General features: G+C 63.7%; 23 protein-coding genes and 1 tRNA gene. 9 read left to right on the top strand and 15 right to left on the bottom strand.

Features of this window, described 5'->3' with window-relative positions; genetic code table 11:
• Window positions 1-75: 75 nt before the first annotated feature.
• The 3 genes from pyk to B8446_RS03985 form a co-directional block, all read right to left on the bottom strand.
• Window positions 76-1,524 (bottom strand): pyruvate kinase, encoded by a 1,449-nt coding sequence (gene pyk / locus B8446_RS03995; protein WP_048847980.1) that lies wholly within the window; start codon window positions 1,522-1,524, stop codon window positions 76-78.
• Between the two features lie 162 nt (window positions 1,525-1,686).
• A complete protein-coding gene (locus B8446_RS03990) occupies window positions 1,687-2,679 on the bottom strand; it encodes an SH3 domain-containing protein (protein WP_084712060.1) in 993 nt (330 codons plus the stop codon).
• Between the two features lie 166 nt (window positions 2,680-2,845).
• A complete protein-coding gene (locus B8446_RS03985) occupies window positions 2,846-3,640 on the bottom strand; it encodes a HesA/MoeB/ThiF family protein (RefSeq protein WP_048847498.1) in 795 nt (264 codons plus the stop codon).
• Window positions 3,641-3,840: 200 nt separating this feature from the next.
• Between B8446_RS03985 and B8446_RS03980 the strand changes: the two genes are divergently transcribed.
• The gene (locus B8446_RS03980; protein WP_084712059.1) at window positions 3,841-4,587 is read left to right on the top strand and encodes a DUF2939 domain-containing protein; all 747 of its coding nucleotides are present in this window, start codon (window positions 3,841-3,843) and stop codon (window positions 4,585-4,587) included.
• Between the two features lie 31 nt (window positions 4,588-4,618).
• On the opposite strand, the gene B8446_RS03975 is transcribed toward B8446_RS03980, so the two are convergent.
• The gene (locus B8446_RS03975; protein ID WP_048847975.1) at window positions 4,619-4,843 is read right to left on the bottom strand and encodes a DUF3126 family protein; all 225 of its coding nucleotides are present in this window, start codon (window positions 4,841-4,843) and stop codon (window positions 4,619-4,621) included.
• Window positions 4,844-5,049: 206 nt separating this feature from the next.
• On the opposite strand from B8446_RS03975, the gene B8446_RS03970 reads away from it, so the two are divergent.
• A complete protein-coding gene (locus tag B8446_RS03970; RefSeq protein ID WP_048847496.1) occupies window positions 5,050-5,556 on the top strand; it encodes a hypothetical protein in 507 nt (168 codons plus the stop codon).
• 59 nt (window positions 5,557-5,615) lie between these two features.
• Window positions 5,616-6,212 (top strand): hypothetical protein, encoded by a 597-nt coding sequence (locus B8446_RS03965; RefSeq protein WP_199484041.1) that lies wholly within the window; start codon window positions 5,616-5,618, stop codon window positions 6,210-6,212.
• Here B8446_RS03965 and B8446_RS03960 read toward each other — a convergent pair.
• The 6 genes from B8446_RS03960 to B8446_RS03935 form a co-directional block, all read right to left on the bottom strand.
• Window positions 6,196-6,918, bottom strand: a complete 723-nt coding sequence (locus tag B8446_RS03960) for a pyridoxine 5'-phosphate synthase (protein ID WP_048847495.1) — start codon at window positions 6,916-6,918, stop codon at window positions 6,196-6,198. The genes B8446_RS03965 and B8446_RS03960 overlap by 17 nt on opposite strands.
• Window positions 6,915-7,904 (bottom strand): 4-hydroxythreonine-4-phosphate dehydrogenase PdxA, encoded by a 990-nt coding sequence (gene pdxA / locus B8446_RS03955; RefSeq protein ID WP_048847493.1) that lies wholly within the window; start codon window positions 7,902-7,904, stop codon window positions 6,915-6,917. The genes B8446_RS03960 and pdxA overlap by 4 nt, the downstream gene beginning before the upstream one ends.
• A 32-nt stretch (window positions 7,905-7,936) precedes the next feature.
• Window positions 7,937-9,349 carry a M20/M25/M40 family metallo-hydrolase gene (locus tag B8446_RS03950; RefSeq protein WP_048847491.1) on the bottom strand — a complete coding sequence of 471 codons (1,413 nt, stop codon included), beginning with the start codon at window positions 9,347-9,349 and terminating at the stop codon, window positions 7,937-7,939.
• A complete protein-coding gene (locus B8446_RS03945) occupies window positions 9,346-12,381 on the bottom strand; it encodes a glycosyltransferase (protein WP_048847488.1) in 3,036 nt (1,011 codons plus the stop codon). Before B8446_RS03945 ends, B8446_RS03950 begins: the two co-directional genes overlap by 4 nt.
• Window positions 12,382-12,424: 43 nt before the next feature.
• Entirely contained in the window at window positions 12,425-12,922 is a 498-nt protein-coding gene (locus B8446_RS03940; protein ID WP_048847486.1) for a protein-export chaperone SecB, read from the bottom strand.
• A gap of 142 nt (window positions 12,923-13,064) precedes the next feature.
• A complete protein-coding gene (locus B8446_RS03935; protein WP_373277126.1) occupies window positions 13,065-13,316 on the bottom strand; it encodes a hypothetical protein in 252 nt (83 codons plus the stop codon).
• A gap of 174 nt (window positions 13,317-13,490) precedes the next feature.
• Here B8446_RS03935 and B8446_RS03930 point away from each other — a divergent pair, with 174 nt between their 5' ends.
• From B8446_RS03930 to B8446_RS03915, 4 genes are all read left to right on the top strand, one after another.
• Entirely contained in the window at window positions 13,491-13,811 is a 321-nt protein-coding gene (locus tag B8446_RS03930; RefSeq protein WP_048847482.1) for a lipopolysaccharide assembly protein LapA domain-containing protein, read from the top strand.
• Window positions 13,811-14,506 (top strand): orotidine-5'-phosphate decarboxylase, encoded by a 696-nt coding sequence (gene pyrF / locus B8446_RS03925; protein ID WP_048847480.1) that lies wholly within the window; start codon window positions 13,811-13,813, stop codon window positions 14,504-14,506. The genes B8446_RS03930 and pyrF overlap by 1 nt, the downstream gene beginning before the upstream one ends.
• Window positions 14,507-14,517: 11 nt before the next feature.
• A complete protein-coding gene (locus tag B8446_RS03920) occupies window positions 14,518-15,177 on the top strand; it encodes a phosphoribosylanthranilate isomerase (RefSeq protein ID WP_048847478.1) in 660 nt (219 codons plus the stop codon).
• Window positions 15,178-15,212: 35 nt separating this feature from the next.
• Window positions 15,213-15,303, top strand: a tRNA-Ser gene (locus B8446_RS03915).
• 1,081 nt (window positions 15,304-16,384) lie between these two features.
• Here the strand turns inward: B8446_RS03915 and B8446_RS03905 are convergent.
• Complete coding sequence (locus tag B8446_RS03905; protein ID WP_048847474.1) at window positions 16,385-17,302, bottom strand: YsnF/AvaK domain-containing protein; 918 nt, start codon at window positions 17,300-17,302, stop codon at window positions 16,385-16,387.
• Complete coding sequence (locus B8446_RS03900) at window positions 17,292-17,750, bottom strand: YsnF/AvaK domain-containing protein (protein ID WP_158507521.1); 459 nt, start codon at window positions 17,748-17,750, stop codon at window positions 17,292-17,294. The genes B8446_RS03905 and B8446_RS03900 overlap by 11 nt, the downstream gene beginning before the upstream one ends.
• Before the next feature lie 317 nt (window positions 17,751-18,067).
• On the opposite strand from B8446_RS03900, the gene B8446_RS03895 reads away from it, so the two are divergent.
• Complete coding sequence (locus B8446_RS03895; protein WP_048847470.1) at window positions 18,068-18,388, top strand: SemiSWEET family sugar transporter; 321 nt, start codon at window positions 18,068-18,070, stop codon at window positions 18,386-18,388.
• Window positions 18,389-18,568: 180 nt separating this feature from the next.
• Here B8446_RS03895 and B8446_RS03890 read toward each other — a convergent pair whose 3' ends face one another.
• Complete coding sequence (locus B8446_RS03890; protein WP_206742553.1) at window positions 18,569-19,174, bottom strand: HAD family hydrolase; 606 nt, start codon at window positions 19,172-19,174, stop codon at window positions 18,569-18,571.
• Here B8446_RS03890 and B8446_RS03885 point away from each other — a divergent pair.
• Window positions 19,155-19,589 carry a DUF4142 domain-containing protein gene (locus tag B8446_RS03885; RefSeq protein ID WP_084712056.1) on the top strand — a complete coding sequence of 145 codons (435 nt, stop codon included), beginning with the start codon at window positions 19,155-19,157 and terminating at the stop codon, window positions 19,587-19,589. The two genes, B8446_RS03890 and B8446_RS03885, sit on opposite strands and share 20 nt — an antisense overlap.
• Window positions 19,590-19,825: 236 nt before the next feature.
• Here B8446_RS03885 and B8446_RS03880 read toward each other — a convergent pair whose 3' ends face one another.
• Together B8446_RS03880 and B8446_RS03875 are read right to left on the bottom strand one after the other, a co-directional pair.
• Complete coding sequence (locus B8446_RS03880) at window positions 19,826-22,123, bottom strand: GH92 family glycosyl hydrolase (protein WP_048847466.1); 2,298 nt, start codon at window positions 22,121-22,123, stop codon at window positions 19,826-19,828.
• Between the two features lie 69 nt (window positions 22,124-22,192).
• Entirely contained in the window at window positions 22,193-25,534 is a 3,342-nt protein-coding gene (locus B8446_RS03875) for a GH92 family glycosyl hydrolase (protein WP_084712055.1), read from the bottom strand.
• Between the last annotated feature and the right edge of the window lie 478 nt (window positions 25,535-26,012).

The raw sequence follows: 26,012 nt of genomic DNA, 5'->3' as shown, positions 1-26,012 counted from the left end.
CCCTACCGGAAAAGGCGTGTGCCTGGCGAAGGAGCGCGCCCTTCGCCAAGCCGTGAGAACGGAGCCTTTACAGGCTCAGACCGGGGCGACACGCAGCGTGTTGGTCGTGCCCGCATGGGCGAACGGCAGACCGGCCGTGATCACGATCTGCTCGCCGGGCTTTGCAATGCCGTCCGCCCGGGCCAGCTCGCTCGCCTGCTCGACCACGTCCTCGATGCCGCTGACAGGTGCTTCCTGCCCGACGGACTGGGCGTGCACGCCCCAGACGAGCACGAGCCTGCGGGCCAGTTCGTCATGCGGCGTCAGGGCGAGGACCGGACACAGGGGACGCTCGCGCGCGATCCGCAGAACACCCTTCCCGCTTTGCGTATAGACAGCAATGGCCGCCGCCGGCAGCGTCCGGGCGAGATGCCAGGCAGCACCCGCGATCGCATCCGGCGTGCCGGCCGGGCGGGCGGGGTGGACCGCGTGCAGATGTGCGCGCCAGTCGTCATCCCGCTCCACACGGGCCAGAACGCGGGCCATCGTCTGAACGGCCTCGCGCGCATACTGGCCTGCCGCACTCTCGGCCGACAGCATGACCGCATCCGCACCGTCATAGACCGCGTTGGCGACGTCGGAGACTTCCGCACGGGTCGGCGTGGGTGACGTGATCATGCTCTCGAGCATCTGGGTCGCGACGACCACCGGCTTGCCGAGCGACCGCGCCGCGTTGATGATGCGCTTCTGGGCGACCGGCACCTCTTCAGGCGGCAGTTCAACGCCGAGATCGCCACGCGCGACCATCACGGCGTCCGTATGGGCCAGGATCGCATCGAGTTCGGCCATGGCCTGCGGTTTCTCGAGCTTGACCATGAGCCAGGCGCGATCGCCTACGATCTCGCGGGCCTCGATCACATCCTCGGCGCGCTGCACAAAGGACAGCGCCACGTAGTCGACACCGAGCGACAGGGCGAAGTCGAGATCCGCGCGGTCCTTCTCCGTCAGGGCCGGGATCGGCAGCACGACCTCCGGCACATTCACGCCCTTGCGGTCCGACAGCGCGCCGCCGATCTCGACTTCCGTGTCGAGATGGGTCGGGCCACGTCCCGTGACGCGCAGGCGCAGCTTGCCGTCGTCGAGCAGAAGATGGCTTCCGACGGTGGCGGCCTCGATGATCTCGGGATGCGGAAGGCGCACGCGCTTCTCGTCACCCAGGGCATGATCGAGATCGAGGCGGAAGGACTGTCCCGGCTGCAGCATGATGCGGCCGTTCGCGAACGGTCCAACGCGCAGCTTCGGGCCCTGAAGGTCTGCCAGGATCGCGATGGGACGGCCGATCTGCGCCTCGACATCGCGGATCGCATCGTGCCTGGCTGCGTGATCCTCATGCGAACCATGGGAGAAATTGAGCCTGAACACGTTGGCGCCGGCTTCGGCAAGGACGCGGATCATCGCGGCGTCGGACGAGGCCGGGCCGAGGGTTGCTACGATTTTCGTGCGACGGCGGTCTGGCTGAATACCCGTGGGCTCGTTCTGGCTCATGATCGCTCCTTCTGCATCTGCGGTGAGCCTGACACCGCGACGCGTACTGACTGCTGCCAGCATCCGCATGACTGGCGGATGCTCGTTTGCTGGCGCCCTTGTGCCCGGCTTTCATCGCCGCGTCATCAGGGACTGCCGCGCCTTGTGCTCACATCCGCGATGTCATGGCGGCATGATGGCTTCATCGGGCAGCAGGCCCCACAACACCCGGCGCGGCAGCCAGCCGCTGTAACCCTTGATCACGACATGGCACCATCCGGCACCCGCCCCCGTATTCGGCGGGCACTGCTTCAGCGTACCCACGGTGCCGGGACGCAGGGCAGCGGCCACAGGGCTCTGCTCGTCGGGCTTGTCGTACATCAGCGTGACGCCGGGCAAGGCGCGTGCGTCCTGCTGATCGGCGACGCGGGCCACGACACGCGCGTCCGCCCGGCCGATCACGTCTCCGGATTTCGCGCTGGCTTCGCCCGGTGCCGCAGCGGCGCCTTCCGGCGGCAGGCCCGGAATGACGAACGTGCGCTCGCCGACGAGCGTCGCCTGATGAACCCAGCCCTTCTGGCCGTCCGAATCCTCGACCAGCCGCCAGACGTCGAATTCGCGCTCGATCTCAACCGGCAGACCGCGTCGGTGATAGACCCACTGGATCGGATACCGGTCCCCGGGACCTGCACGCATGTTGACTTCATCGGCGCGCATCGCGGCGAAACGCGGCAACGGCAGGCCGGTGTTGGTGCCCTTGTCGGCCGGCGGCGGCGCTGGAAGCGGAGCCGGGGGTGCCGCGGGAGCCACAGGCGCCGGTCGTGCGATCGGACGGGCCACCTCATGCACCACGCCCGGATGATGCACGCTCGCATGATGCGGGGCCGGATGGCGATCCGCGCCGTGATGTGCCGCCGGATGATGGGCGGTCGTCGACTTGCCCGGCTCGCGGGCATCGGTCGCATGATGTCCAGCCCCGTGGGACGCTTGCGGATGTTGCGATGCGGCGTGGTGATCGGCCGCATGATGCCCTGCTGCTGCCGTATGATGCGCGGCCGCGGTGTGCGCGCCGTCATGTGTTCCGGCCGTCGCCGCATGGTGATGGTGATGCGGCACGGGCGTCTGGGCGCGAGCTATGCCCATGGGGGCTGCCGCAGCCAGACCGAAGGCCAGCATGCTAATCCCGATTCTCGGGAAAGGTGCGAAACCGCAAGGCGTTCCATCATGGGCCCGGACCGGCTTCGGCGCCTTTCGGCCGGGCAGACGGAGACGGTCCGCTCGGGCGGGCAGGATGGCAGGTTGCGGGAGGATCGGCATCCGCGCATCCGTGCCAAGATGCGCGTCATTCGGCAAGAGGGACGCCCTCTTCGACCGGCATGCGACCACCATGGCATGACGGGCAGTCGGGATCGGGCGCCAGCGCGAATTCACGAAACGAGGCCCCGCGCGCATCCCATGTCAGAACGCGCCCGGACAGGCCCCGCCCGAGCCCGAGCACTTCCTTCAGGACTTCCGTTGCCGCCAGCGTGCCGATCACGCCCGTCACGGCCCCGAAGATTCCGGCCTGGGCGCAGGAGAGGCTGTCCTGCGCGTCGGCCTGCGGGAACAGGCACCGGTAGCAGGGACCGCCGCGCTGCGGATCGAAGGTAGAGAGCTGTCCCTCGAAACGGAGCACCGCCCCCGAAACCAACGTCCGTCCGGCGGCGACACAGGCGTCGGAGACGGCATAGCGCGTTTCGAAATTGTCGGATCCGTCACAGACAAGGTCGTAACGCGGCACGAGATCCGCGAGCGACGCGGCGTCCGCCCGCAGAAGATGCGGCTCGATCGTGATGTCGGGGTTCAGTGCGCCCAACCGCTTGGCACCGCGCTCGGCCTTGGACTGGCCGACATCGCCGGTCGTGAACAGGATCTGCCGCTGCAGGTTGCTCAGATCGACGTGGTCGCCATCGACCAGCCCGATCCGGCCGATCCCGGCTGCCGCGAGATAAAGCGATACCGGTGCACCGAGGCCGCCCGCGCCGATGATAAGAACGCTCGAATCGCGCAGTCTGGCCTGCCCGGTGCCGCCGATCTCGGGCAGGAGGATATGCCGCGCATAGCGCGCGACTTCGTCAGCGGAAAAATCAAGAGACATCTGAGGCGGCCATATATGACATTATGACGAAACTTTGGCGCGCGCACTGCGATTTTGGTTGAAATCCGCGCGCGAGCGCGATCAGATGGCGGCAGCGCTGGCACCAATGCAAGCTTTTGCATGGCGGCCAGTGAAATACTGATTTCGCATGCACTTCGCCCAATGCGCCGCCATCGACCTCCTTGCCTTGAGGCCAGATTATGAGACGCCTTGCTCGATCCTCTCTCGCCCGATCCCGCGCAGGACTGCAGCGGGTGGTGTCCTTTGGCGGCCTGCTCGGTGGTCGTCGCACCGTTATTCCCGGAACGGCAGATCGGGATGCCTTCTCGGCCTATGGGAACGAGGTCTTCGATCACGCCCCCTTCGTCAACGACGATACCGTCGCCCCGCGTCGCCGCAGCCCGCGTGGCACGACGCGCATCGGATCGGGGTTCGCCTGCTTCTGTCTCGGGGCCTATGCGCTGTCGCCCTACATCGCCTTGTGGAGCATCGACTCGGCAATCCGGACGCACGATCCCGCGCGTCTTGCGGCACATATCGACTGGAGCGCCCTGAACGGCAGCCTCAAGTCCGACACGATCGCAGCTATCGTAGGACCACCGCCGGGCGCTGACGATCTGCCTGATTTCGGCAGTTCCTTCGCCTCGACGGCTGTATCGAATGCGATCGACACACAACTGAACACGCAGGAACTGCTGGACATGGCCGGCAAGATGATGCCGGCCGATGCACGGTCCGCGCCCGGATATGCGGCGCTGGCCCGTGTTCATGCACGCTTCGTGGCGCCTGCCCGCTTCGAAGCCAGCGTGCCTGGTCCGGCCAACGAGACGCCCATGGTCGTGCATCTGAAGTTCGAGCACTGGCACTGGAAGATCACGCGGCTGGAGATGCCGCAGGCCATGCCGGGCGCTACTGTCGCGGACAATACGGTGGCGATGCACGGCTGACCCGCAGGCCTAGCCGTGCCGCGCCCCAGGATCAGGCCTCGGGGAGGTCTTCTTCCAGAATGGTGACATGGATCGCGTAGGACACTTCGCCCTCGTCCTCGTCGCGGTGAACGGTGCCGACGACCTCGTTGTTGACCGACAGTTCAACCGACAGGCCGGGACGCGGCGGCTTGTTGACCGTCAGGGTCGGCGAGCCGAACAGGCGGCGCAGCGTAACCTGCAGGCGGGCGATCTCGGACGCGGATAGGGCGCTCATCGTCATACTCCAAGTGGAAACCCGGCTGGCCGTTGCACGGAGCCGGGTCGCTTCATGTCGCCCGCTCATAAAGCAATCGGCAGCGTTCGTGAAACCCCGCGGCCCAGGCCTTCGCATCGTCGCACGGCATCACAATACTGCCACGCCCTCGCCATGATGCGCAGGACACACTGGCGTGAATACGCTTTCGCCAGTGGAGATTTGTCTTGACGATACGCCTGCAGGTTTTCGCCGCGACGGTTTTCAGCCTTCTGCTCGGGTTCGGCAGGGTGCATGCAGCCGTCTCCGATCCCCTAGCCGGCACCGCGATCACGGCCAGCCGGCTTCCCGACATGATCGACGATCAGGGCGTCGGCACTGTGGCGCAGCAACTGACGGCATATCATCGCTGGGCCATTGTGAGCGATGCGATCGTGCAGGATACGGCCGATGTCCGCCCCGTGCTGCCTTCCCTGCTGCGCGCGGCACCGACAGCCCAGCAGCCGGCCCTTCGCGCGGCACTCCGGCGCCGTCTCGTGCAGGCACCCGTCGAGACGATCGCACTCCTCGATCCGGCCCATGGAGCGCCGTTCAACGGTGCTGCGGTCTGTGCCGTCCACGATACCGCATGGCGACAACGCGCCGTGCAGGCCATCAATTCAACGCATGACGTCGTGCACGCACTACAGAGAATAGATTGCCTGCGCGCACTCGGGGTTGCCAACCCGTCCTGAATGCGGCAGCCCTGAACTGATCACAAACCAATGCTGGACACGTCATCCGGGGAGATCTGATGCGGTTTTCATTATTGCGCGCCATGAGTTTCGGAGCTTGCGCCACGGTTCTCAGCGGATGCGGCTATTTCGATTCCCGCCTGGCTCACAAGGCCCAGTACACGATGGTCGGCATGACGGGATATGATCTGCAGGCCTGTGCCGGGATCCCGTCCAGCACCAAGACCCTGAACGACACGACGCAGATCTACCAGTATTCCGGCACGGCGACGGCGCAGACGTCATCGGGGTCGACGCTTCTGCCGATCCAGCCTGTCCTGAATATCTGGCAGCAGGCCTTTGGCGGCGGCGGCACCACCTGCACGGCCGTCATCCGGCTTGATCACGACCGGGTCTCGGAAGTGCACTACATCGGTGACGACGACGAGATGTTCGGCGAAGACGGCGTCTGCTCGATCATCACGCGCGGCTGTGCCCGTCAGCCGGAATCAACGATGCGTCCCCTTACCCTGCGCGGCCAGACGAAGATCTCGGGCTTCCATCCGCCAGCGACACCGCAGCAGAGCCCGGCCGCGACGTATTCGACGCAGTCGGGTGCGACCGTTCTCAACCCGACGCCGTCCGCTCAGAACCCGATCATCATTCAGCGGAAGTAAAGCCCACGACGATCGCCGTTCTCATACGTGCGATCGCCGTCGGAAGCCCGCTGAAGATTGCCTCTCCGATCAGGAAATGGCCGATGTTGAGTTCGGCCAGCCCCGGCAATTGGGCCACAGCCCCCACATTATCGTAGGTCAGGCCATGGCCGGCATGGAGTTCCAGTTCGCACTGGGCCGCCATGTCCGCCGCCTTGTGCAGCCGCTCGATCTGTCCCGCCACGCCGTGCGCGTATGCGCCCGTATGAAGCTCGACGACGGCGGCACCCAGCGCGGCGCTTTGGGCGACCTGTGCCGGATCAGGATCGATGAACAGCGAAACGCGGATACCGGCGCGCGCCAGTTTCTCAATTCGCGGCCCGAGATGAGCGGCCTGCCCGACCACGTCGAGGCCGCCTTCCGTCGTGACTTCCGCGCGCCGCTCCGGCACGAGGCAGCACGCATGCGGCCTGAGCGCGCAGGCGATGTCGACCATCTCGTCGGTCGCAGCCATCTCGAAATTCAGCGGGACCGGCAGGACCGCACGCAGGCGTTCCATGTCAGCGTCGCGGATATGGCGCCGGTCTTCCCGAAGATGCGCGGTAATGCCGTCTGCACCGGACCGCGCGGCCAGCAGGGCCGCCTCGACCGGATCGGGATGATCGCCACCGCGCGCATTGCGCACGGTCGCCACGTGGTCGATGTTCACACCAAGCCGGATCGTCATTTTATGTGTCCCTGGGCTGCCCGAGTGGCCGCCATGTCCCGTGCCATGTGAAGGGCCGCAATCAGGCTCGATGGATCGGCGCGCCCGGTGCCCGCGATGTCGAACGCCGTGCCATGGTCGGGCGATGTGCGCACGATCGGCAGGCCGAGCGTCACGTTCACGCCATGCGCCATGTCGAGCGTCTTGAGCGGGATCAGGGCCTGATCGTGATACATGCAGAGAGCGGCGTCATACCGTCGCCGTGCCGCTTCGGTGAACATCGTATCCGGCGGCAACGGCCCGAAGGCTGCGATCCCTTCGGCACGCAGGATGGCGATCGCAGGCGCCACGATTGTCTGGTCCTCCACCCCCATGAGGCCTTCCTCGCCGGCATGGGGATTCAGGCCCGCGACCGCGATCCGGCCCGATGCGCCCAGATCCTCGTGCAACGCGCGCGCCAGGGCCCGGCCTGCGCGGACGATCAGATCCGTGGAGAGGGCTGCGATCGCATCCCGCAGGCTCACATGAATGGTGACGGGCACGACGCGCAGCTGAGGCGATGCCAGCATCATCCATTCCTGCCCGGCAACGCCACACAGGTCGGCAAGATATTCGGTATGGCCGGGATGCTGGAAACCGCCTGCGCGCAGGACCGATTTGGCGATTGGCGCCGTGACGACGGCGCCCGTCCTGCCAAGCAGCGTCAGCTCCACGGCGCGGGCAATGCTCTCGACAACGGCAGCACCGTTCGCCGGATCGGGTGTGCCCGGCGTGACCGGCGCAGGCAGGGTCAGCGGAAGGACGGGCAGCGCCGAGGCGAAGACTGCATCGGCATGTCCGGGTTCGTGCACAATCCCATACGGCGCATGGCCATCGAGCAGGAGCGGGTCGCCGATCCAGACGAAGGGCTGCCCCGTGTCGCGCAGTGCATGCCAGGCGCGGGCAGCGAGTTCAGGCCCTACACCAGCGGGGTCGCCCATGGTGAGCGCGAGCGGCGGTATCGTCATGGACCTGAAGATCGGCCCGAACGGGCTTCAGATCAAGCCGGACGCCTCGCCTGCGCCAGCGCGGCCATGACGCGGATCCAGGACCGGATGCCCTTGTGGAACGACTGCATGTCGTATTTTTCGTTCGGCGAGTGCATGCGGTCGTCGGCCTGGCCGAAACCGATCATCAGCGAGGCCATGCCGAGCGCTTCCTCGACCTCGGCGACAACCGGGATCGAACCGCCCGAACCGATGGTCACGGCGGGCACCTGCCATTCATCCGTGAGTGCCTGCAGCGCCGCCGGGAGGAAGGGTCCGTCTTCGGGGACCGCGAAGCCGGTCGAGGCTCCATGAGATGCGAACGAGACCGTGGCATCGGCGGGCAGCAGGGCGCGCACATGCGCACGGAATGCGTCGCGGATCGCCTGCGGATCCTGCCCCGGCACTGTGCGAAAGGAGACCTTGGCCATCGCTCTCGACGGCAGGACGGTCTTGAACCCGTCGCCTTCGTAGCCACCCGAGATACCGTTGATCTCGAAACTCGGGCGGCACCAGGTCTGCTCGATCGCGGAAAATCCGTCTTCGCCGGCGGCAACGGACAGCCCGACCGGCGCCAGAAGCCCCGAATCATCGGGATAAAGCCGACGCCACGCCGCGCGGGTTGCCTCGTCGGGCACGCGCACGCCGTCATAGAAACCGGGCAGCGTCACCCGTCCCTGCCCGTCTCGCACCGAGGCCAGCGCGCGGCACAGCAGCTCGATCGGATTGCGTGCCGCGTTTCCATACAGGCCGGAATGCAGATCGTGTGTCGCGCAGGTGATCCGGATTTCTTCACCGACCAGACCGCGCAGGCCCGTGGTGATACCGGGCGTGCGAACGTCCGCCATGCCAGTGTCGCAGATCAGAGCGATATCGGCGCGCAGTTCCTCGGCATGTGCTTTCAGGAACGGCAGCAGATTGGCGCCGCCGCTCTCTTCCTCGCCCTCGATCAGGACCGTCACGCGGACCGGCAGCCGCCCCGAGACCGACCGCCACGCGCGGCATGCCTCGAGGAACGTCATGAGCTGGCCCTTGTCGTCCGCCGTGCCGCGGCCGACGATCACGCGACGTCCGTCTTCCAGCGTCTTCTCGTAGGGGTCGAAGGCAGGCGCGTCCCACAGCGTGTCCGGGTCGGTCGGCTGCACATCGTAGTGCCCGTAGAACAGGACGTGCGGACGCATATCGGTCTCGTCAGCCGCGTCGTGGGCCACGACCATCGGATGACCCGGCGTCGGGCAGACCTTTGCCGCAAAGCCGAGCGTGCTCAGCTCCGCACGAAGCCATTCGGCTGCACGCGCGCAGTCGGCCGCATGGGCAGGCTGGGCCGAGATGCTCGGAATGCGCAGCAGTTCGAACAGTCGCGCAAGGCTTGCGTCCAGCGTGCCATCGGCCTTTTCGAGTGCTGCGGCAAGCGACGGGTCAGTCATGACAGGGTCTCGTCCAGTATCGGGGCAGATTGTGACACGGTGGCAGCCGCCGGTTTGCCGCCCGCCTCCGCCAGAATGACGCGGAGCTGCGACAACGCGGAAGCGGCGCCGTAACGCGAGCCTGCAGCATCACGCGCGGCCAGGCTGAGGCGCGTCCACAGGTCGCTGTCGCCATACAGCCGGCCGATCGCGTCTGCCAGGCGGGCAGCATCGCCCACGCCGCCTGCGAGGCAGGCGTCCCCGTCCCGCCATCCGAGCCGCAAGGCGATGTCGTCGCTGAGAACGGCGGGCAGGCCTGCCGCCGCGGCACACAGGACCTCCGAGGCGAGCCCCGCGCTGAAACGGTCCGGCACCACGAGGACGCGGCGGGTCCGGACCAGCTCGTTCATCGTCACGTCCGGTGACACGAGCCGCACGCGCCGGTAGCGCGCCAGCGGCGAGAGATCGACGGTATCCGGTCGGCGGCCTGCGATGTCGATCGTCACCTCGGGCGGCAGATGCTGATCGAGCATCGGCACCACCGTATGGACAAACCAGTCCACGCCGTCATGCGCCGCATCTCCGCCTGCGCCGATGAAGGGCAGACACAGGACATCGCGGCGCGACGCGTAACCGACGGAGGGCACCGGCTCATGGGCGCCGCCGGGCGTGTAGGCGAGCACGTGGACGTTATCGAAGCCTGCCTGCCGGATCAGGGACGCCTCTTCGTCGTTACTGGCGACGATCCCCTGACAGAACCAGGCATCCTGCAGTTCCTGCCGGAGGTCCGCCATCAGCGCTTCATGATCGTGGATGCCACCGAGACGACGACGCCCGCGGTGCTCCACGCTGCGGAGCGCCGAAACGTCGAGGACGAAACCCTGTGTCGGCAGGGTATGCGCCATCTGGTGAAAGACGAACAGGCACTGGCCAAGCACGCGTGTCCCGGCGATCCAGATCCGGTCGAAGCCGAGCCGGCGTCCGTCCAGCAAGGCCGCAAGCCCGGCCGCACCAGCGCCCCGCAGAATTTCGACATCGTCGCCAAAGGTCAGGGCCAGCCCGGAGGCGTCAGGCATCCGGTCATCAAGCGGATACAGCGTGACCCGACAACCGGCCTGTCCCAGCATCGCGATACGGGCCACCAGGATCGCCGTATCCCGGCCCTGTTCAGGCATCGGCACGCGATCGCACAAGACGAGAACGCGAGGCCGGTCTGCGTCCGCCCCGGCGCGGGCGCTCATGAACGGTGCACCGGCCGGCTGGCCGCGCAACAGAGTGCGGAAGCGATCCCGCCGCTGCATACGCGCGCTTTCACGCGCATCCTGTGCTTCCGGTGTCATGCCTATGCTGCGCGCCAGCATGGCCGGATCGTACACCACGCGCCCGCCGGCCTGACGCAGGGACAGGGACAGGCTGATCAACAGTGCGCCCATGGACCGCGCCTCGGGATCAAGACCGACATCACGCAGACGCGCCGTCTGCACGAAAAGCGCCCCGGCACTTCCGGCGTCGCAATCACGAACGAAGCCGATTTCCGGCGTCTCGATCGATGATCCCGCACCGATCCGCTCGAGATTGCCATCCCGGTAAACGGTAAGCCCTGCCTCGATCACGGTCATGTCGAGTGCGGTCACCCGGCCGGTCACGGCCGCCACGTCCGCCTGTCCCAGATGCGACAATGCGACATCGACCGCGCCCAGTCGGAGCTGGATCGCCTGATCGAGCAACAGGACGGCCGGTGCCCGGACACGCGAAAGTCCGAGGGTTAGGCGCGCCGGCAGCGTCATCCGGTGTTCGGGCCGGATGACCGTGAGCCCGTCCACGAGACGCTCGATCGTGGTGGTGCCGTCGGTTGATCCGTCATCGATCAGGATGAGCTCGATCGGCGCGCGCGTGCAGTCGCGCAAGGCCGCGAGGGCCGCCAGCGTCCAGAGGAAGCCGTTGCGTGCCGTGATGACGACACTGAGCCTGGGCAGTCCGAACGTGCGAAAATCGAGCGGCGCGCGTGCCACGAGCGGCAGCAGGCTCTCGGCCCGCCGATAGGCCAGCGCACGGCAGAGTTCCGGTGCAAACGGCCCGCGAAGCGTCTCCGGCGCATGATCGACATCGACGCCGCGCAGGGTGCGCGCGGCCACGAAATGGGCGAATGCATCGGGCGCGCGGCCAATCTGCAGGTCGCGCACGACATCCGGGCGGCTGCGATATGCCCCGAAGTTTTCAATGTTCCCGGGATCACGGCCCTCCCGGGCACCGAACTTCCGGAAATGTTCGAACCCGTTGCGAAATCCCCCCGATCGGACGATCGCATCCACGTCCGGATACCGTGACGCATACGATGCTTCGCTGAAGAAAGGATTGGGATCGAAAGCCTGTGGCGTGCCGTTGGTCAGGTAATGATGCAGCGGACCGCTATACTCACCCTGCTCGATCGCCTGGCGGACCTGCGGATAGGTCTCGAGATACCATGCCGGATCGAAATACCAGCTCGTGCGCGTGGTCTGCGGGCTTGCGAGATACTGGGCGAAGAGGCCGCGATCGAGGTCGATCCCGCTATGCGCGGCCAGCGCGTCCGCACGGAAGACCAGCGGATCGAAGAACTGGTGCCCGATACGCCCTTCGCGGTCTCCGACCTTCAGGAAATGATCATACCCGTTGTGGAAGCCGCGCTCGTCAAGTGCATGGGGCGTGAGGTCGGGATTGCGGGTGAAATAATCCTGCTCGGAAAACAGCCAGTGCGGCGCCCGGCTGCGAAAGCCGCTTTCGCAGTAATGCTGGAAGCCCGAGGCGAAAATTCCTTCCCGGACGCCGGCCGCCACATCCGGATTCGCCGCGAGATACCAGCCTTCGTCGAACAGCCGGTTCGGCACGAGACCAAGCTCGTTGCCGCGCGTTCTGAAGAAAGCTGCCAGCGCCACATCGTCGTGGATGGCATCCGGCGCTTCCCGGGCAAGAATTTCTGCATGGTGCACGCGCGCCCATCCCGCGTCCGGACGAAGCCAGCGTGCCTCGTTCGTGCCGTGTCTGGACTGGTGAGGCATCAGGATATCGGTCATGGCTCGAAGACGTCTGCCGGGATCGAGTGGAAGCGGTACATTTTTAGCGCTGCGCGCGCCGGGCGTGCCACAGGGCAACGAAGTCGACCGGCTGCAGCATGGTGACCGGGAAGCCCGCCTCGCGGACGTTCATGGCCAGCACGTTGCGCGCGCCCGGAAACAGCATGCGCGGCGCCTCGATCAGCAGGAGCGGCTCGAACGTGTCCGGCCCGGCGTTCTGCAGCATCACGAGACCGGAATAGGCGAGCTCCGCTTCGTAGAGACGCTCAGGATTCGGCACCTCGGCGCTCGGCGCGTCGCGCAGTCCCTGGGCCCGCATGACGAGCGTGACCTCGAAGTTCGGCTGGTTGTCGGCAAGCTGCCGTGCACTCACATCGATCCCCAGCGCCATATGCACGCGCAGCGGAACATTGGCATAAACGCCTGGCGCGCCGGGTACTGTCAGGGAGAAGGACCGCACATACTGGTTGCCGATCAGAAGACCGGGTGAGCCGGCCTGCGCGGCACCCTGGACGGAATCGGCATGATCGTTCGGAGACATATGGCGGGCGCGTTCCCTGATGACACGTGGCCTGAAGGATCCAGCTGCCATCGGGCCCGGATCCGATGGCATGTTGTGTCATGCTGCCGCCGAATTGACTACCCGCCACGAAACCCGTGCACGCGGCTGATCACATGCGTCGTCAGATTGCCTGGCCCCGCAGGATTCCCAAGGCCGGCAACGGGCGCCAGGCGCGTGGCAGTTCCGCACGTCTGATCGTGCGCACGCTGTACTGGGGCAGCGGCTGGCGCTCGCCCAGGATGAACTGTGCATAGGCCCGCACCTGCTGTGCCCGCCAGGCGCAGTCGGCCAGGGCCGCCGCCTGATCGGGGTGCACATCGGCGATCCGTGTCGTGCGCCCCTGCCGGGCGACCACGGCCCAGAGTGTATCCACGTTTGGGAGCCTGGCCCGGAACGTGATGACTTCATTCACTCGTGATGCCCCCGATCCATTGCACCAGTTCATGAACCGTGCGCGCGTCCACCCAAGGAACGCAAGCGTCGATCGTGCTTTTGAGCACAATGCGCCCGGCTTGCCGCGCGTGGGACGCCGGGATAGGACTTGACCATGTTGCGCTTGCTTATCGTTCTGCCGTTTATCCTCGCTCTCGTCATCTTCGCGGTGACGAATCCCGACCCGCAGCAGATGTGGTTCGTCTCCTATGGCTGGAAGACGCCGGCAGGCATTCTTGCCCTTGCGACAGGGGCGATCTTCTTCGTGCTGGGGGCCTTTGCGCTCTGGCTTGGTGAACTGCGCCAGCGCCGCCGTGCCCGGCGCGCCGAAGCCCAGGTCCGCCAGTTGCAGGCCCAGGTGGTCGATCTGCATAACCGCCTGAACGCGCAGACCGCCACCGTGACCACCACGCCCGTAGGCGGGCAGCCCCTCTGATGACACGCCTGATCGTTGCCATCGACACGCCCGACATGGACCGGGCCGCGGAACTCGCGCGCGCGACGGACGGTCATGTCGATGCGATCAAGCTGGGCCTGGAGTTCTGCTACGCGCGCGGTTTCGACGCCGTAGCAGAACTCGCGCGGGATCGACAGCTGTTTCTCGACCTGAAACTGCACGACATCCCGAACACCGTGGCGGGTGGGCTCAGAAGCCTTGCGCCGCTCGCCCCCGCCCTTGTCACCATCCATGCCGCGGGCGGGCGGGCGATGATCGGCCGTGCGCGTGAGGCGCTGGAACAGAGCTGCGTCGGACGCGAAAGGCCCCGGTTGATCGCCGTAACGGTGCTGACCAGCCTGGATGGTCACGCCTTGCACGAAATCGGAGTGGAAGGCACGCCGGAGGAGCAGGTGTTGCGCCTGGGTGCGTTGGCACTCGATGCCGGTGCCGACGGGCTCGTATGCTCGCCCGCGGAGCTTCCGGCGCTTCGGCGCACATTCGGCGCGGAGCCTGTTCTGGTCGTCCCGGGCATTCGTCCGGAGGGCGCCGATCATGGCGATCAGGCCCGCGTCATGACGCCGCGCGCGGCGGCAGACGCAGGTGCGGACTGGATCGTCGTCGGGCGTCCGATCACGGGGTCCGCTGATCCAGGCGATGCGGCGCGTCGTATCCGCGCCGAACTGACAGCCTGATCGGGGCCGCGATGACGGCGCGCCGTATCGGGATCAAGATCTGCGGGCTGACGAAGCCTGCGGATGTGGACGCCTGCGTTCGCCATGGCGCCGACTGGATCGGGCTTGTCTTTCATCCTGCCTCTCCGCGCTACGTGACGCCTGACGCCGCGGCGTCGCTCTGCAGGGCAGCGCCGTCGCATGCCGCCGGTGGACCACGTCGCGTGGCCCTGCTGGTCAAACCGGACGACGCGCTGGTCGATGCCGTCTGCGACATCCTTCAGCCTGACATCCTGCAGCTCTATGACGCGCCTGAGCGGATCACAGCGATCGGCCGCCGCACCGGCCTGCCGATCTGGGCTGCTATCGGTATTTCTGAAAAGAGCGACCTGCCACGCACCGCCGATACGCAAGGCCTGGTGATCGAGGCCAAGGCACCCAGAGAAGCCGGCCGACCCGGCGGCAATGGCCTGACGTTCGACTGGTCGATCCTGACAGGCTGGCACGCGCCAGCCCCGTGGCTGCTCGCAGGCGGGCTGACGCCCGACAATGTGGCCGATGCCTTGCGCGCGAGCGGCGCGCTTGCCGTGGACGTCTCATCGGGCGTGGAAACCGCACCGGGCGAAAAGTCCCCTGCCCTGATCGCCCGCTTCATTGACGAGGCACGACGCCATCTGAACCCCCTTGCGTAACCCTCGCAAGTTGGTATGGTCCGCGCCGCTCAGCAGGAGAGATGGCCGAGCGGCTTAAGGCGCACGCTTGGAAAGCGTGTGTACGTTAATAGCGTACCGTGGGTTCGAATCCCACTCTCTCCGCCAGCCTCCCATCTGCACGCTGCCTGCACAAATCATTCTTGTGTATGAAGAAATGCTGATGCGTGACTATCGCGCGTCTTCATGACAGACGCGTCATTTTCACAACGAGTATTGGTCGACAAGCACCGCCATTGCGGTCCCGGTGAAATACGCGCCGTCCGGCCTGAGGACAAGAACAGCCTATAGCTACGGAAATGCACTACATCAGTTGGCTGTCTTTCTGGCTATTCCCCAGGGGCTGCTGCTCGCGGACCACAGAATATCGTCGCAACAGAGATACGACTGACACCAACCGATCCAGTTCCACTGCATAGGACGCAGTCGCTCCAACGTAGAGCCAAAGTCGGAAGGATTGACGGACATAACTACATCGCTGGCGTCAAAAGCACTTCATGGCTGTCAGCAAAGGTGAATCGTCCATAGTCGGACAATCCACCTTGGACGTGCATTGCCGACGAAATTGCGAACACGGAAAGACCTTCTGTCATCCAAATTCTATGCACAAAGTCACGCAAACAGCGCGCATCCGACAGAACCATCATCGGGAGCCCGCGCCGCTGCCCAATTACGCCGATGCATGTCGACAGCCGGATGTCATTCGGTTCCGTCTTCGCAGTATTGCCGTGACTTCGCCGGAGCTCGAAAACATGCGACTTGAAATCGGCACCGGACACGAATTACCGACATCAATTTCTCAGCTTGAGAAATGCACGCGAGACAGATGCTTTCTCCGCAATAAATCCTCAAAACAGAAACGAATTTTCAGAATTACCCTAAAATCGCGTCCCAATTGCCGCGAAAAGAGGTTCCGCAAGCGTGCCTCTCAGGTGAATAACGCATCCGGCGCCGTATCTTGTAACGCGTTCGTTTGCTCAATCGCCAAGCAGCGAGTTCAAAAAAGCTGAATTCCACGCCCACTGGAGTCAATCAGGCACGCCGATCCGGTCACCGGCATCATTCGCAAACCAGGACGCCAGAAATACAACCGCGCCGTCATCCTGCTTCAGCATGACGGCGCGGCCTCACGCAAAACCCTGTTCAGATGTGCCAGCATCCTGAATGCGAGCACATGTCGTTTTCCAGATCAGATTTTGCGATCGTTAGTTTTTTCGATCTCATGACCTTTCGGGCCGGTCACCTCGATTTCCTCGCGGCGCACCGTGTCATGCACCGTCTCGTCGTGGTGGCTGACATCTTTCTTCAACACGACTTCCTCCACGACATGGGCGGTCTTGCCGATGACCGCTTCCTCGTCGATTTCGGTCGCGCTGATCTCGCGGTCCGTGAACGCGTCGGGGCCGACAGTGGGATCACCATGAACCGGCCGGCGCAGAACGGAGACGGCTTCATCACGCAGGCGGATATGCTCTTCGACCGGGCGTGACACCGTATAGCGCCGGACGCGGGTTGTTCCGCGATCGACGTCCCGCCTGCCAAGCTCGAGCTGCTCCTCCGCCAAAGGAATAACCTGCTCAGCCGCCGCCGACGCATTCCCACCAGATCGAACATCGCCCGAGCCAGCGCCTCCCAGAGCGGCGCCGCTGGAGGCAACCCCGCCCGTCGGGGCGACGTCGTTCAGCCCGGCATTCGCAACATTGCTGCTGCCTGTTATGTCCGATGTCGCGCCATAGGCACCGCTGGTCTGATATTGCGAGTGACGCTCTTCCAGATCGATGGGCCCATACTGTTCCAACACACGATAGATCTCGTCTACCTGATTGCCTTCACAGACAACGGTGACCACCGTTCCGCCGCTTTTGACTGTCTGGTCATACAGGGCGTGATGCTCGTGATTGGCCTCGCCGCCCGTCAGCCAGCTCCAGAACCCAGTATGATGATGGGTCTCTACATCGGAGCTTTCGGTGTTTTCCCCTTTCGCTTCGTCAGTGCGCTCGTAATGATGAATGGCGTTCCGGGGAATACCCGCCGTTCCGAGCGCTTCGATCGCACGTGATGCTGCCGCGGGTTCGTCAAACACGGCGACAATTGTTTCACTGTTCATGATGTGAATCTCCAGGTTGGCTATCTGCCAGGCGTGATGCTTCGTCGGGCTGATCTGTAAACGCGGTTCTGTGAACGGTCGCTTCCTCTCGTCGCAGATCGACTGCTTCTTCGTGAATGCGATGTTCTATGATGCGTTGAATACGCACTTCTTCTCGAATGAGATAACGCTTCCGGACTTCGACGATTTCTTCAACAACAGGTATAATCGTCGTATCGCCTTCCTGCCGTTGTTGAGGAAGTTCATCGACAACCGCCCCTACGGAAACGCGATCCACTACGACGCGCTCGTCTGACAGCGCTGCACGCACATTTTCCGTATGCGTGCTTGTCCTGACTGAAACGTCCACTTTCCCGGTAACGCGCTGACCTGCCTCAACCGTGACCTGCTCGGCGCTAAGCCGCAGAATTTGCTGATCCGGTGTTTCTGGCGTCGGCTCATTATCCAAGATGCTACTCAGTCCAGCCTACGATGAAGTGGTGATCTGAAAGCGCCCGGATCGGTAGGGGGTTTCAACCCTCATTTGTAAAATATCGAGTTCTGTCCGATTACGTATCGATCGAAGACGTGGGGCGCTCTTTCGACACACGCTCCCGTGATCGCCAGCGCAGACCTGGAGGCTCATATGCCCGAGCCCTGGTCTCAACAGCTTCCCGCAAACAATGCCGGACGGAACAAGCGCCGCTCCGTGGCGTAAAAGATGAAGCGGTATGCGTGCGAGATGCCAAAACTTGCCCGTACAGGCGCTGCGAGGAAATCCATTCCATGTTGATTACCAGCACAGTGACGGTCGTCAGTATCTTCGCGGCGACGCTTTCGATGGTAAGCTTCGTGCCGCAGGCCTGGAGCGTCATCAAATCACGCAATACAGACGAAATTTCCCTGAAAATGTATGTAATAACAGTCGCGGGATTCGTCGCCTGGCTTATTGATGGCATTCTGCTCATGCAGTGGGCCATGATCGGGCAGAACATTATCTGCCTCAGTCTTTCGACATTGATTCTCGTGATGAAGTTGCTGCCTCAGCAACACAAGGAAGCAGTCGCCGAAACGCTCACCCCGAAATTCGTCAGTGAAGATCCATAGACTGGTTTGGTGACTACCTTCTGCAGGCAGCCCAACCGGGTCCGGGTTCTTCTTCCAGCCTGCCGAATAGCGGTCGAGACGCTGATGACGGAACGAGCGCTTCCGGGAGCGGGACGAACATTCGCTCAAGGGATGAGGCCAGACGTAAATTTCCGGGAGGATTTCGCTCGAGAATGCCTGTCAGGAGCCAGTCTGACCGGCGCCCGTCCATGTCTCGTAGCGGTTCAGCAGGTCCTCCGGGTCCTTGTAGATTGCAGCGCATCCTGCATCGCGCAATTTTTCATCAGAGACGCCACCGCATAAAACGCCGATCGGCTTCAGCCCGGCTTTCCGCGCCGCTGTTGCGTCATGGGGCGTGTCACCGATGACGACGACGTCCTGCGGAAAGACAGAATGCAATTTTTTCACGGCGACCACGAAAATGTCGGCCGCTGGCTTCGACTGCGTGACGTCTTCGGAAGAGACCTCGCTATCGACCAGATCGTCGATCTTGGCGATTTTCTTGTAGACTTCGAGTTCGGCGCTTTTTGACGAGGATGCCAGAACGGTCTGGATATGGTCTTCCTTGAGGCGCAGGAACAACGAACGCACTTTCGGAAAGGCTGTAAACTTCGATAGATAGCGTTCCTTGAGCAAATCGCTTCGATGGTTCTCTATACTTTTTCCGTCCCTGGTGATTTCCTCTTCCGTGAGGAAAACCGGCAGCAGCTGATCGCCGCCTTTACCGATTTCCGCCCGGATCTTCTGGAAATCGAACGTATCCGCAATGGGAATCGCGCCCACCACCGCTGATTTCGTGAAAGAAGCCGCAATCAGCGATATGTTTGAAATCGACACCAGCCAGCTTGCCTCTCAGGGCGGCGAGGCCAAATCGAAAGCATTTGCGACGCAAATGATCGAGGATCATCAGAAGACGTCGTCCCAACTCAAGTCCATGGTGCAGAGCGGCTCCGCACAGGCGGAGATACCGACGGCTCTGGATGGCGCGCACAAGGAGATGCTGGAAAAGCTTCGGACGCTGCACGGCCACGCATTTGTCACCGAATACCGGCGCGACCAGATCAGCGGCCACGAAGACGCGGTTGCTCTGTTCCGTCGCTATGCACAGAACGGCGATAATGCACAGTTGAAGAACTGGGCGGGGCAGACCTTGCCGACGCTTGAGCATCATCTTGAGCTGGCCAGGAACCTGCCGAAATAAACTGCTGTTCGCGCGCGGATAGTCAGCCTTGGGCGGAACATCTTGGAGACAAGGGAGCATGCTGCATGCTCCCTGCTGGCAGGTATCTGGCGAGAGATAAGGCTTGACCGGCCTCAACTCTCGTACAAGTTCAGCTGTCGCCATAGCTGAGTTGAAGTGCCTTATCGGTTCTTTGCAACACGATGGATGTGCTTCCGACAGGCCACCCAGCGCTGCAGAGCGACTTCTATAGCGCCCTATTGAAAGGCCTTGGTGGTGTTCGGCTGTGCCTGCATGACGAAACGTAGCTCGCCGCCTGCCAGAACGCTCTTTCGCGACAGGAAGGGCTTTTCGAGCGGTTGACCGTTGAGCGTTACCGACCCCACGTAAGGGTGCTCTGCATCGAGGTGCTCGGCGATCACCGTGAAATCATGCTTGTTGCCGAGATGGACCACCGCCCTGGGCAGGAACGGACGGCCGATGGCGTACTCTCCGCCTGCCGGCGTCACGGGATAGAAGCCCAGCGCCGTGAAGATATACCATGCCGACATCTGGCCGAGGTCGTCATTGCCTGCGAGTCCATCCGGGCTTGTGGCGTATTGCGTCTGCATGATCTGCGTCAGACGCTGCTGCGTCTTCCATGGCGCTCCTGCGTAATCGTACAGATAGGCGACGTGGTGATCCGGCTCGTTGCCATGGGCATACCATCCGATCAGACCGCTGATATCCTCGACATTCCTGAAAATCGCCGGATCCACCTTCGCGTCGAAGAGCGCGTCGATCTTGCCGGTGAACTGTGCCTGGCCGCCCATTGCCGCAATAAGTCCGGGGATATCCTGCGGGACGTACCATGAATATTGCCAGGCATTGCCTTCCGTATAATCGCTGCCATAGGCGGCGGCAGCCGGATTGAACGGCATGTGGAACTGACCGTCGGTCTGGCGCGCACGCATGAAGCCTGATTTGGGGTCCCAGACATTGCGCCAGTTATGCGAGCGACGTTCGAACTCGTCGGCAATGTCTGTCCGGCCCATGGCACGCGCCATGCGTGAAAGCGCCCAGTCGTCGTAGGCATATTCCAGGGTTTTCGAAGCGCCTTCGGCTTCCTTGTCGATCGGCACGTAACCGATCTTCATATAGTCGGCGAGATCGCCGTAAGGGCCGTATGTGGCGCTGCGCACCATGGTCTTGAGTGCCGCATCGGCGTCAAAACCCCGCACACCCGCGAGATAGGCGTCAGCGATGACAGGCACCGCGTGATACGCGATCATGCACCACGTTTCGAGACCCTGATACGACCAGACGGGTAAAAGGCCGAATGGGCTGTTCTGTGCCGATGCCACCAGTGACCGGACGAACTCCGTGCTGAGATCGGGCCGCAGAAGTGCCAGCAAAGGCTGCTGCGCGCGGTAGACGTCCCACATCGACCAGGTCGAATAGAAGTCAAATCCGCGGGCCTTGTGGACCTCGTAATCCGGCCCGCGATAGTCGCCGTTTGCATCCATGCTGAGCGTCGGCGCCAGCATCGTGTGATACAGCGCGGTATAAAGCTGCGTGCGCTGGTCGGCCGTTCCCTGAACGTCGATCACGGAGAGCGCGCTTTTCCAGGCTGCCTGTGCCTTTGTGCGCTGTGCGTCGAAATCCCAGCCCTTGCCTTCACGATCAAGATTGTCGATCGCATTTGCTTCGCTGACCGGCGAAATGGACGCTTTCACCATGACCGGCGCCACGGGCTTGCCGAAATCGAACACCGCTTCGAGCGCACGCCCATTCTGCGCGTCATGATCGGCTGGCTGGTTGCCGGGCCCCCTGAACCCCTTGTACGGGACGTTCGTCTCCCGATTATAGAGCGTGCGCGCCGTCATGGGCTGCGAGAACCGGATAGCGAAGCACAGCACGCGCCCAGGCGCCCAGCCGCGCGTCATGCGGCAACCGGACACGGTGCCGTCCGCGCCGACATGCAGACGCGCCCAGCTGACCTTACCGGGATAATCGTAGATGCTGGGCCGTAGATCGAGCAGCAGATGCGCAGGCTTGTCTCGAGGGAACGTGTAGCGATGCCAGCCCACGCGCCGGCTTGCGGTAAGTTCCGCCCGGACATCGTAATCATCCAGTGTCACGGCATAATATCCCGGGTGCTCCACCTCCGTTACGTGACGAAAACGCGAGCGATAACCGCTGCCGGGCACTGATGCATCGCCCGGATCAAGCCGCACGTCCCCGGAAATCGGCATCACCAGCACGTCGCCGAGGTCGGAATGCCCCGCGCCGGAAAAATGCGTATGCGAGAAACCCATGATAGTGGGATCGCCATACTGATAGCCCGCAGCCCACGCATAGGAATGTTTGAAATCCGTCATCGTCGTATCGGGCGAGAGCTGAACCATGCCGAACGGCACCGTCGCCCCGGGGAAGGTATGGCCCGCGCCCCCGGTCCCGATGCGCGGATCGACTGCGGATACCGCGTCGTCAGCGGCCTGCGCCGGGCTCGGCGACGCAGCCAGAAGGACCGTTGAACTCGCAAGAACGAGAGCGAACAAAGCGTGATATTTCATACGGAACAACTCGACCAAAACAACAGAAATTCAGGGACGGTATATCTCGATGGGTAACAGGCGAACGCGCTAGCGCCGATCGTTCGACCGACGCCCGAGAAGCTCGAACTCGCCGATCTCGACGGCCTGACCATCGCGCGGTATCCAGCGATAGAAGCGATGGGGACGCCGGTCCTGAAGCAGGAACGGCCGGAGCTGATACTTCCATGCGAACACCTCTTCGCCACGATGATCGATGACGATCCAGTGCACGCCGTCGTCGGACGCGCGCACGTCCCACGAGGACGGAGCATGCGTCGCCACGGTACCGGACGTGATCGTATAGGCCAGCGCGCGCACGGGTGCCGGCAGCGTGATGCTCAGACCCGCGGCCGGCATCGTCGCGATCGTCATTGCGTCATTGTCGAACGCCGTGGCCGGGGCGCTGATCCGAGCGCCTGCCATGTCCATGAGATCGACCGCCGGGTCGGGCTGAGCCTTTCCTTGCGTAAGCGACGGCAGCGAAGCCATCTCGGCCGCGCCCCAGTGCGACGGATGCGGTCCCATGGTGAAGCGCAGCTCTCCCCCCGCTTCGATTTCCGACTGTGAAAGCCACCACCGTCTCAGTGGCTGGCCGTTGAGCGTCACGGACTGGATATACCGATTGTCGTCGCTCACGCCTGGCGCGCGGATCGTCAGGCTTCTGCCGTGCCCGACGGACAGACGCATCGTCTCGAAGCGCGGCGCGCCAATCGCATAGGTCGGCGTTCCGATCCGCAGCGGATAGAAGCCCGCGGCGCTGAAGATCCACCAGGCCGACATCTCGCCGTTGTCTTCGTCGCCGGGATAACCCTGCCCGATCGCCGTGCCGCGATAGAGCCGGTTCATGACATCGCGGATCTTATCCTGCGCTTTCCAGGGCTCTCCGGCATAGTCGTACATGTAAAGGATATGATGGGCCGGCTGGTTGCTGTGGCTGTATTGCCCCATGCGGATGTCATGCATCTCCCGCATCTCGTGAATCACGTCGCCATAGGCACCGACATGATAATCGCCGGGCGTTGCGAAATAGGCATCCAGCTTTCGGGCCAGACCTGCGCGGCCGCCATAAAGATTGGCGAGCCCCTGCCCGTCCTGCACGGAATCGAACGCCATCGTCCAGGCATTCGTTTCGGTGTAGTCGCCACCCCAGGCGAGCGGATCGAACGTCGCCTTTGTCGCACGCCACGTACCATCCGGCTTGCGTCCGACGAAAAAGCCGATCTCGCGATCGAAAAGATGGACGTAATCGAGCGCCCGGTTGTGCAGATACCAGGCCTCCGCTGCAAGATCCGCACGCGCGGCGGAGCCGGCAGGCGCACCCGAGGCGAGATCCGACGCCATCTCGCCCAACGCGAAGTCGTTCAGTGTCGCGGCATTCGACCAGGAAAGTGCCTCGTCCGTATCGGTATCCGTGAACCCACGATAGGCCGATCGCGCCAGTCCCTTGCGCCCGACGCCCGGATCATCCGGCACGACCGTCGCGTCTTTCAACGCCGCACGATAGAAGGCATCCGTATCGAAATTGCGCACGCCCTTGCGCCATGCATCCGCGAAAGCGGCATCCGCGCTGGTTCCTGTCATGAGATCGGCATACCCGGGCGATGACCAGCGCGCGATCCAGCCACCCTCCCGATACTGCTGCACGAAGCCGTCGATGAGCGCACCGGCTTCCTCGGGCGTCAGCAGGGCATAAGCCGGCCATGCCGCGCGGTAGGTGTCCCAGAAGCCGTTGTTAACGTAGAGCTTCCCCGGCTCGACCCTTGCACCGGTCTGCGTGTCGGTGTTCGCGCCACCAGACGGCACAAATGGGCTTGCATGCATGAAGCGTGGCGCACCGGACGTTCCCACGTTCTCGTGCGCCTCGTTGGGATAGAGATACAGGCGATAGAGATTGCCGTAGAGCGTGCGCTGCTCATCGGCAGGCGCACCGGGGATCGAAACGCGCGAGAGACGCGCGTTCCAGGCATCCCGGGCCGCGTTCGCAACGCTCTCGAATGTCGAACCGGGCGGCAGTTCCATGGCCAGATTGCGCCGGGCCTGATCAAGGCTGATGAGCGATGTCGCGATGCGGATCTCGACGGGCCTGCCATCACGGGTGTCAAACGACGCCCAGGCTTCCACGTCGTCGCGCTTCTGGCCGCTCAGGCGTCCCTGCGCCTTGGCGGGCCGGTCGAACGCCAGATGGATGAACATGCGCGTGGCGCCGGTCGAGAGTGTGCTGGCGACGTCCGTATAGCCGGCAGCGCTTCGTCCATCGGGCGCGATGACCAGGCGCCCGTGATCGTTGATGTTGTCGAAGGCGAGCTGCCCTTCCGGTCCCGGGTATCGAAAACGCATGGTGGCGGCATGATCGGTCGGCGCCATTTCCGCCGTGATCCCGTTGTCGAGCGCCACGGCATAGCGATAGGGCAACGCCGTTTCATGTGCATGACTGAACGCCGCCGCGCGGGCCGTCCGGTCGGCAGACGGCGCAGCACCGCCGGGGACCGGCATGAGCTGGAAAGTCTGACGATCGCCCATCCAGGGGCTGGGTTCATGACTGAGCGAAAGCGCTTCGAGGCGGGGCCTGTTATTCGGGCCGTTGCGCTCCTGATACTGATAGAGCCAGTTGGAGTCGCCCCGTGTGGCCGGCGTCCAGAAATTGAAGCCATGCGGCATTGCAACGGCCGGGAAATTGTTGCCGCGCGAATAATGGCCGTTGGCATTGGTGCCGCGCCGGGTATCCACCCAGTCCGCCGGGGTCAGCGCCCGAACATCTTGGGCATCTTCAATCGCGATATCATCGAGATAAACATGGTAAGGTACCGATACCGGCGCATCCGAGCGGATCTCGATTGTCGACACCGTCTTGCCTGTAGCGATCGCGCCAAGCGGCACCTCGACGCGATTCCACTGGTTGGGATACAGCGCGCGCCCGTTTCCCTGCCCGTGCGCGGTAAGAGGCGCGCCTGCGAGATCATGCGCGCCGAGAGCCGATGCCCGGCTTCCGTCGGAAAACGTGATGTCGAGCGTCGTGAACGTGGCCGGATCGATCAGGGATCGAGGATCGGCGACCGGGAAAATCATGTAGCTGAAAACGCTACGAGAGCTGACGTGAGCATTCACGCCATCCGACGGCCGTGCGACGACCGCCGACACTGTCTTGCCCGTTACATCGAAACGGATGGCACGCTGGCTGGTAAAACCGCTGTCGGGACGCGCCGTGAGCACCTCGTCTTTTTGCGGGCCGCCGAGAGACATATGCCAACCCGCGCCGGACTGCCCGGTTCGATCCTGCGACAGATCAGGTAGATCGAACCGGATCGGCGCGGCCAGAGCCCAAGTGAAGCAGGCGTGCAGGGCAATCAATGACAATGCGGCCAGATTGCTTGAGCGGATGTATTTCTTCATCTCGGCCGCTCACGCCACTGTGGCTACAGCGACAAGCCGCATCCGGGACCAAGTATGCCAGCACAGTGTGTGCATCGCGACATCATTCGATGTCTCGCAGCTATTCAGGCTGTCCGCGCTCATATGCATTTCTCGTTTTTCTCCGCCCGTCGTCTATTGTCATGTCAATATCCCGGGACTGCCACGCAGCGTCGCTCATGACGCTACCGGCATCCCGATAGAGCGCCTAGCCACAATCTCCCGGCGCATCACGGCCGGGAACGCCGGTCGTTCACCTGGACGCTGCTTGTGTGACGAGGCGTCAGGCGCATCGGATCGCTTTTCTGGCGGAGATGCGCGTGGACGGCGCCAGGTCGAAGTCGTCTTCGATGTGTGTCCTGACCCTGCCTGCCACCCGACACGCGAGGATATGCCCTTATGGAGAAGATGCCTCTTGACCCTGCCCCGAACATGCCCACGGATTTAAGTTAGGGTCTGT

It is taken from the genome of Tanticharoenia sakaeratensis NBRC 103193 (assembly GCF_000963885.1).
Taxonomy (GTDB): domain Bacteria; phylum Pseudomonadota; class Alphaproteobacteria; order Acetobacterales; family Acetobacteraceae; genus Tanticharoenia; species Tanticharoenia sakaeratensis.
This window is presented reverse-complemented; position numbering and strand designations above follow the sequence as displayed.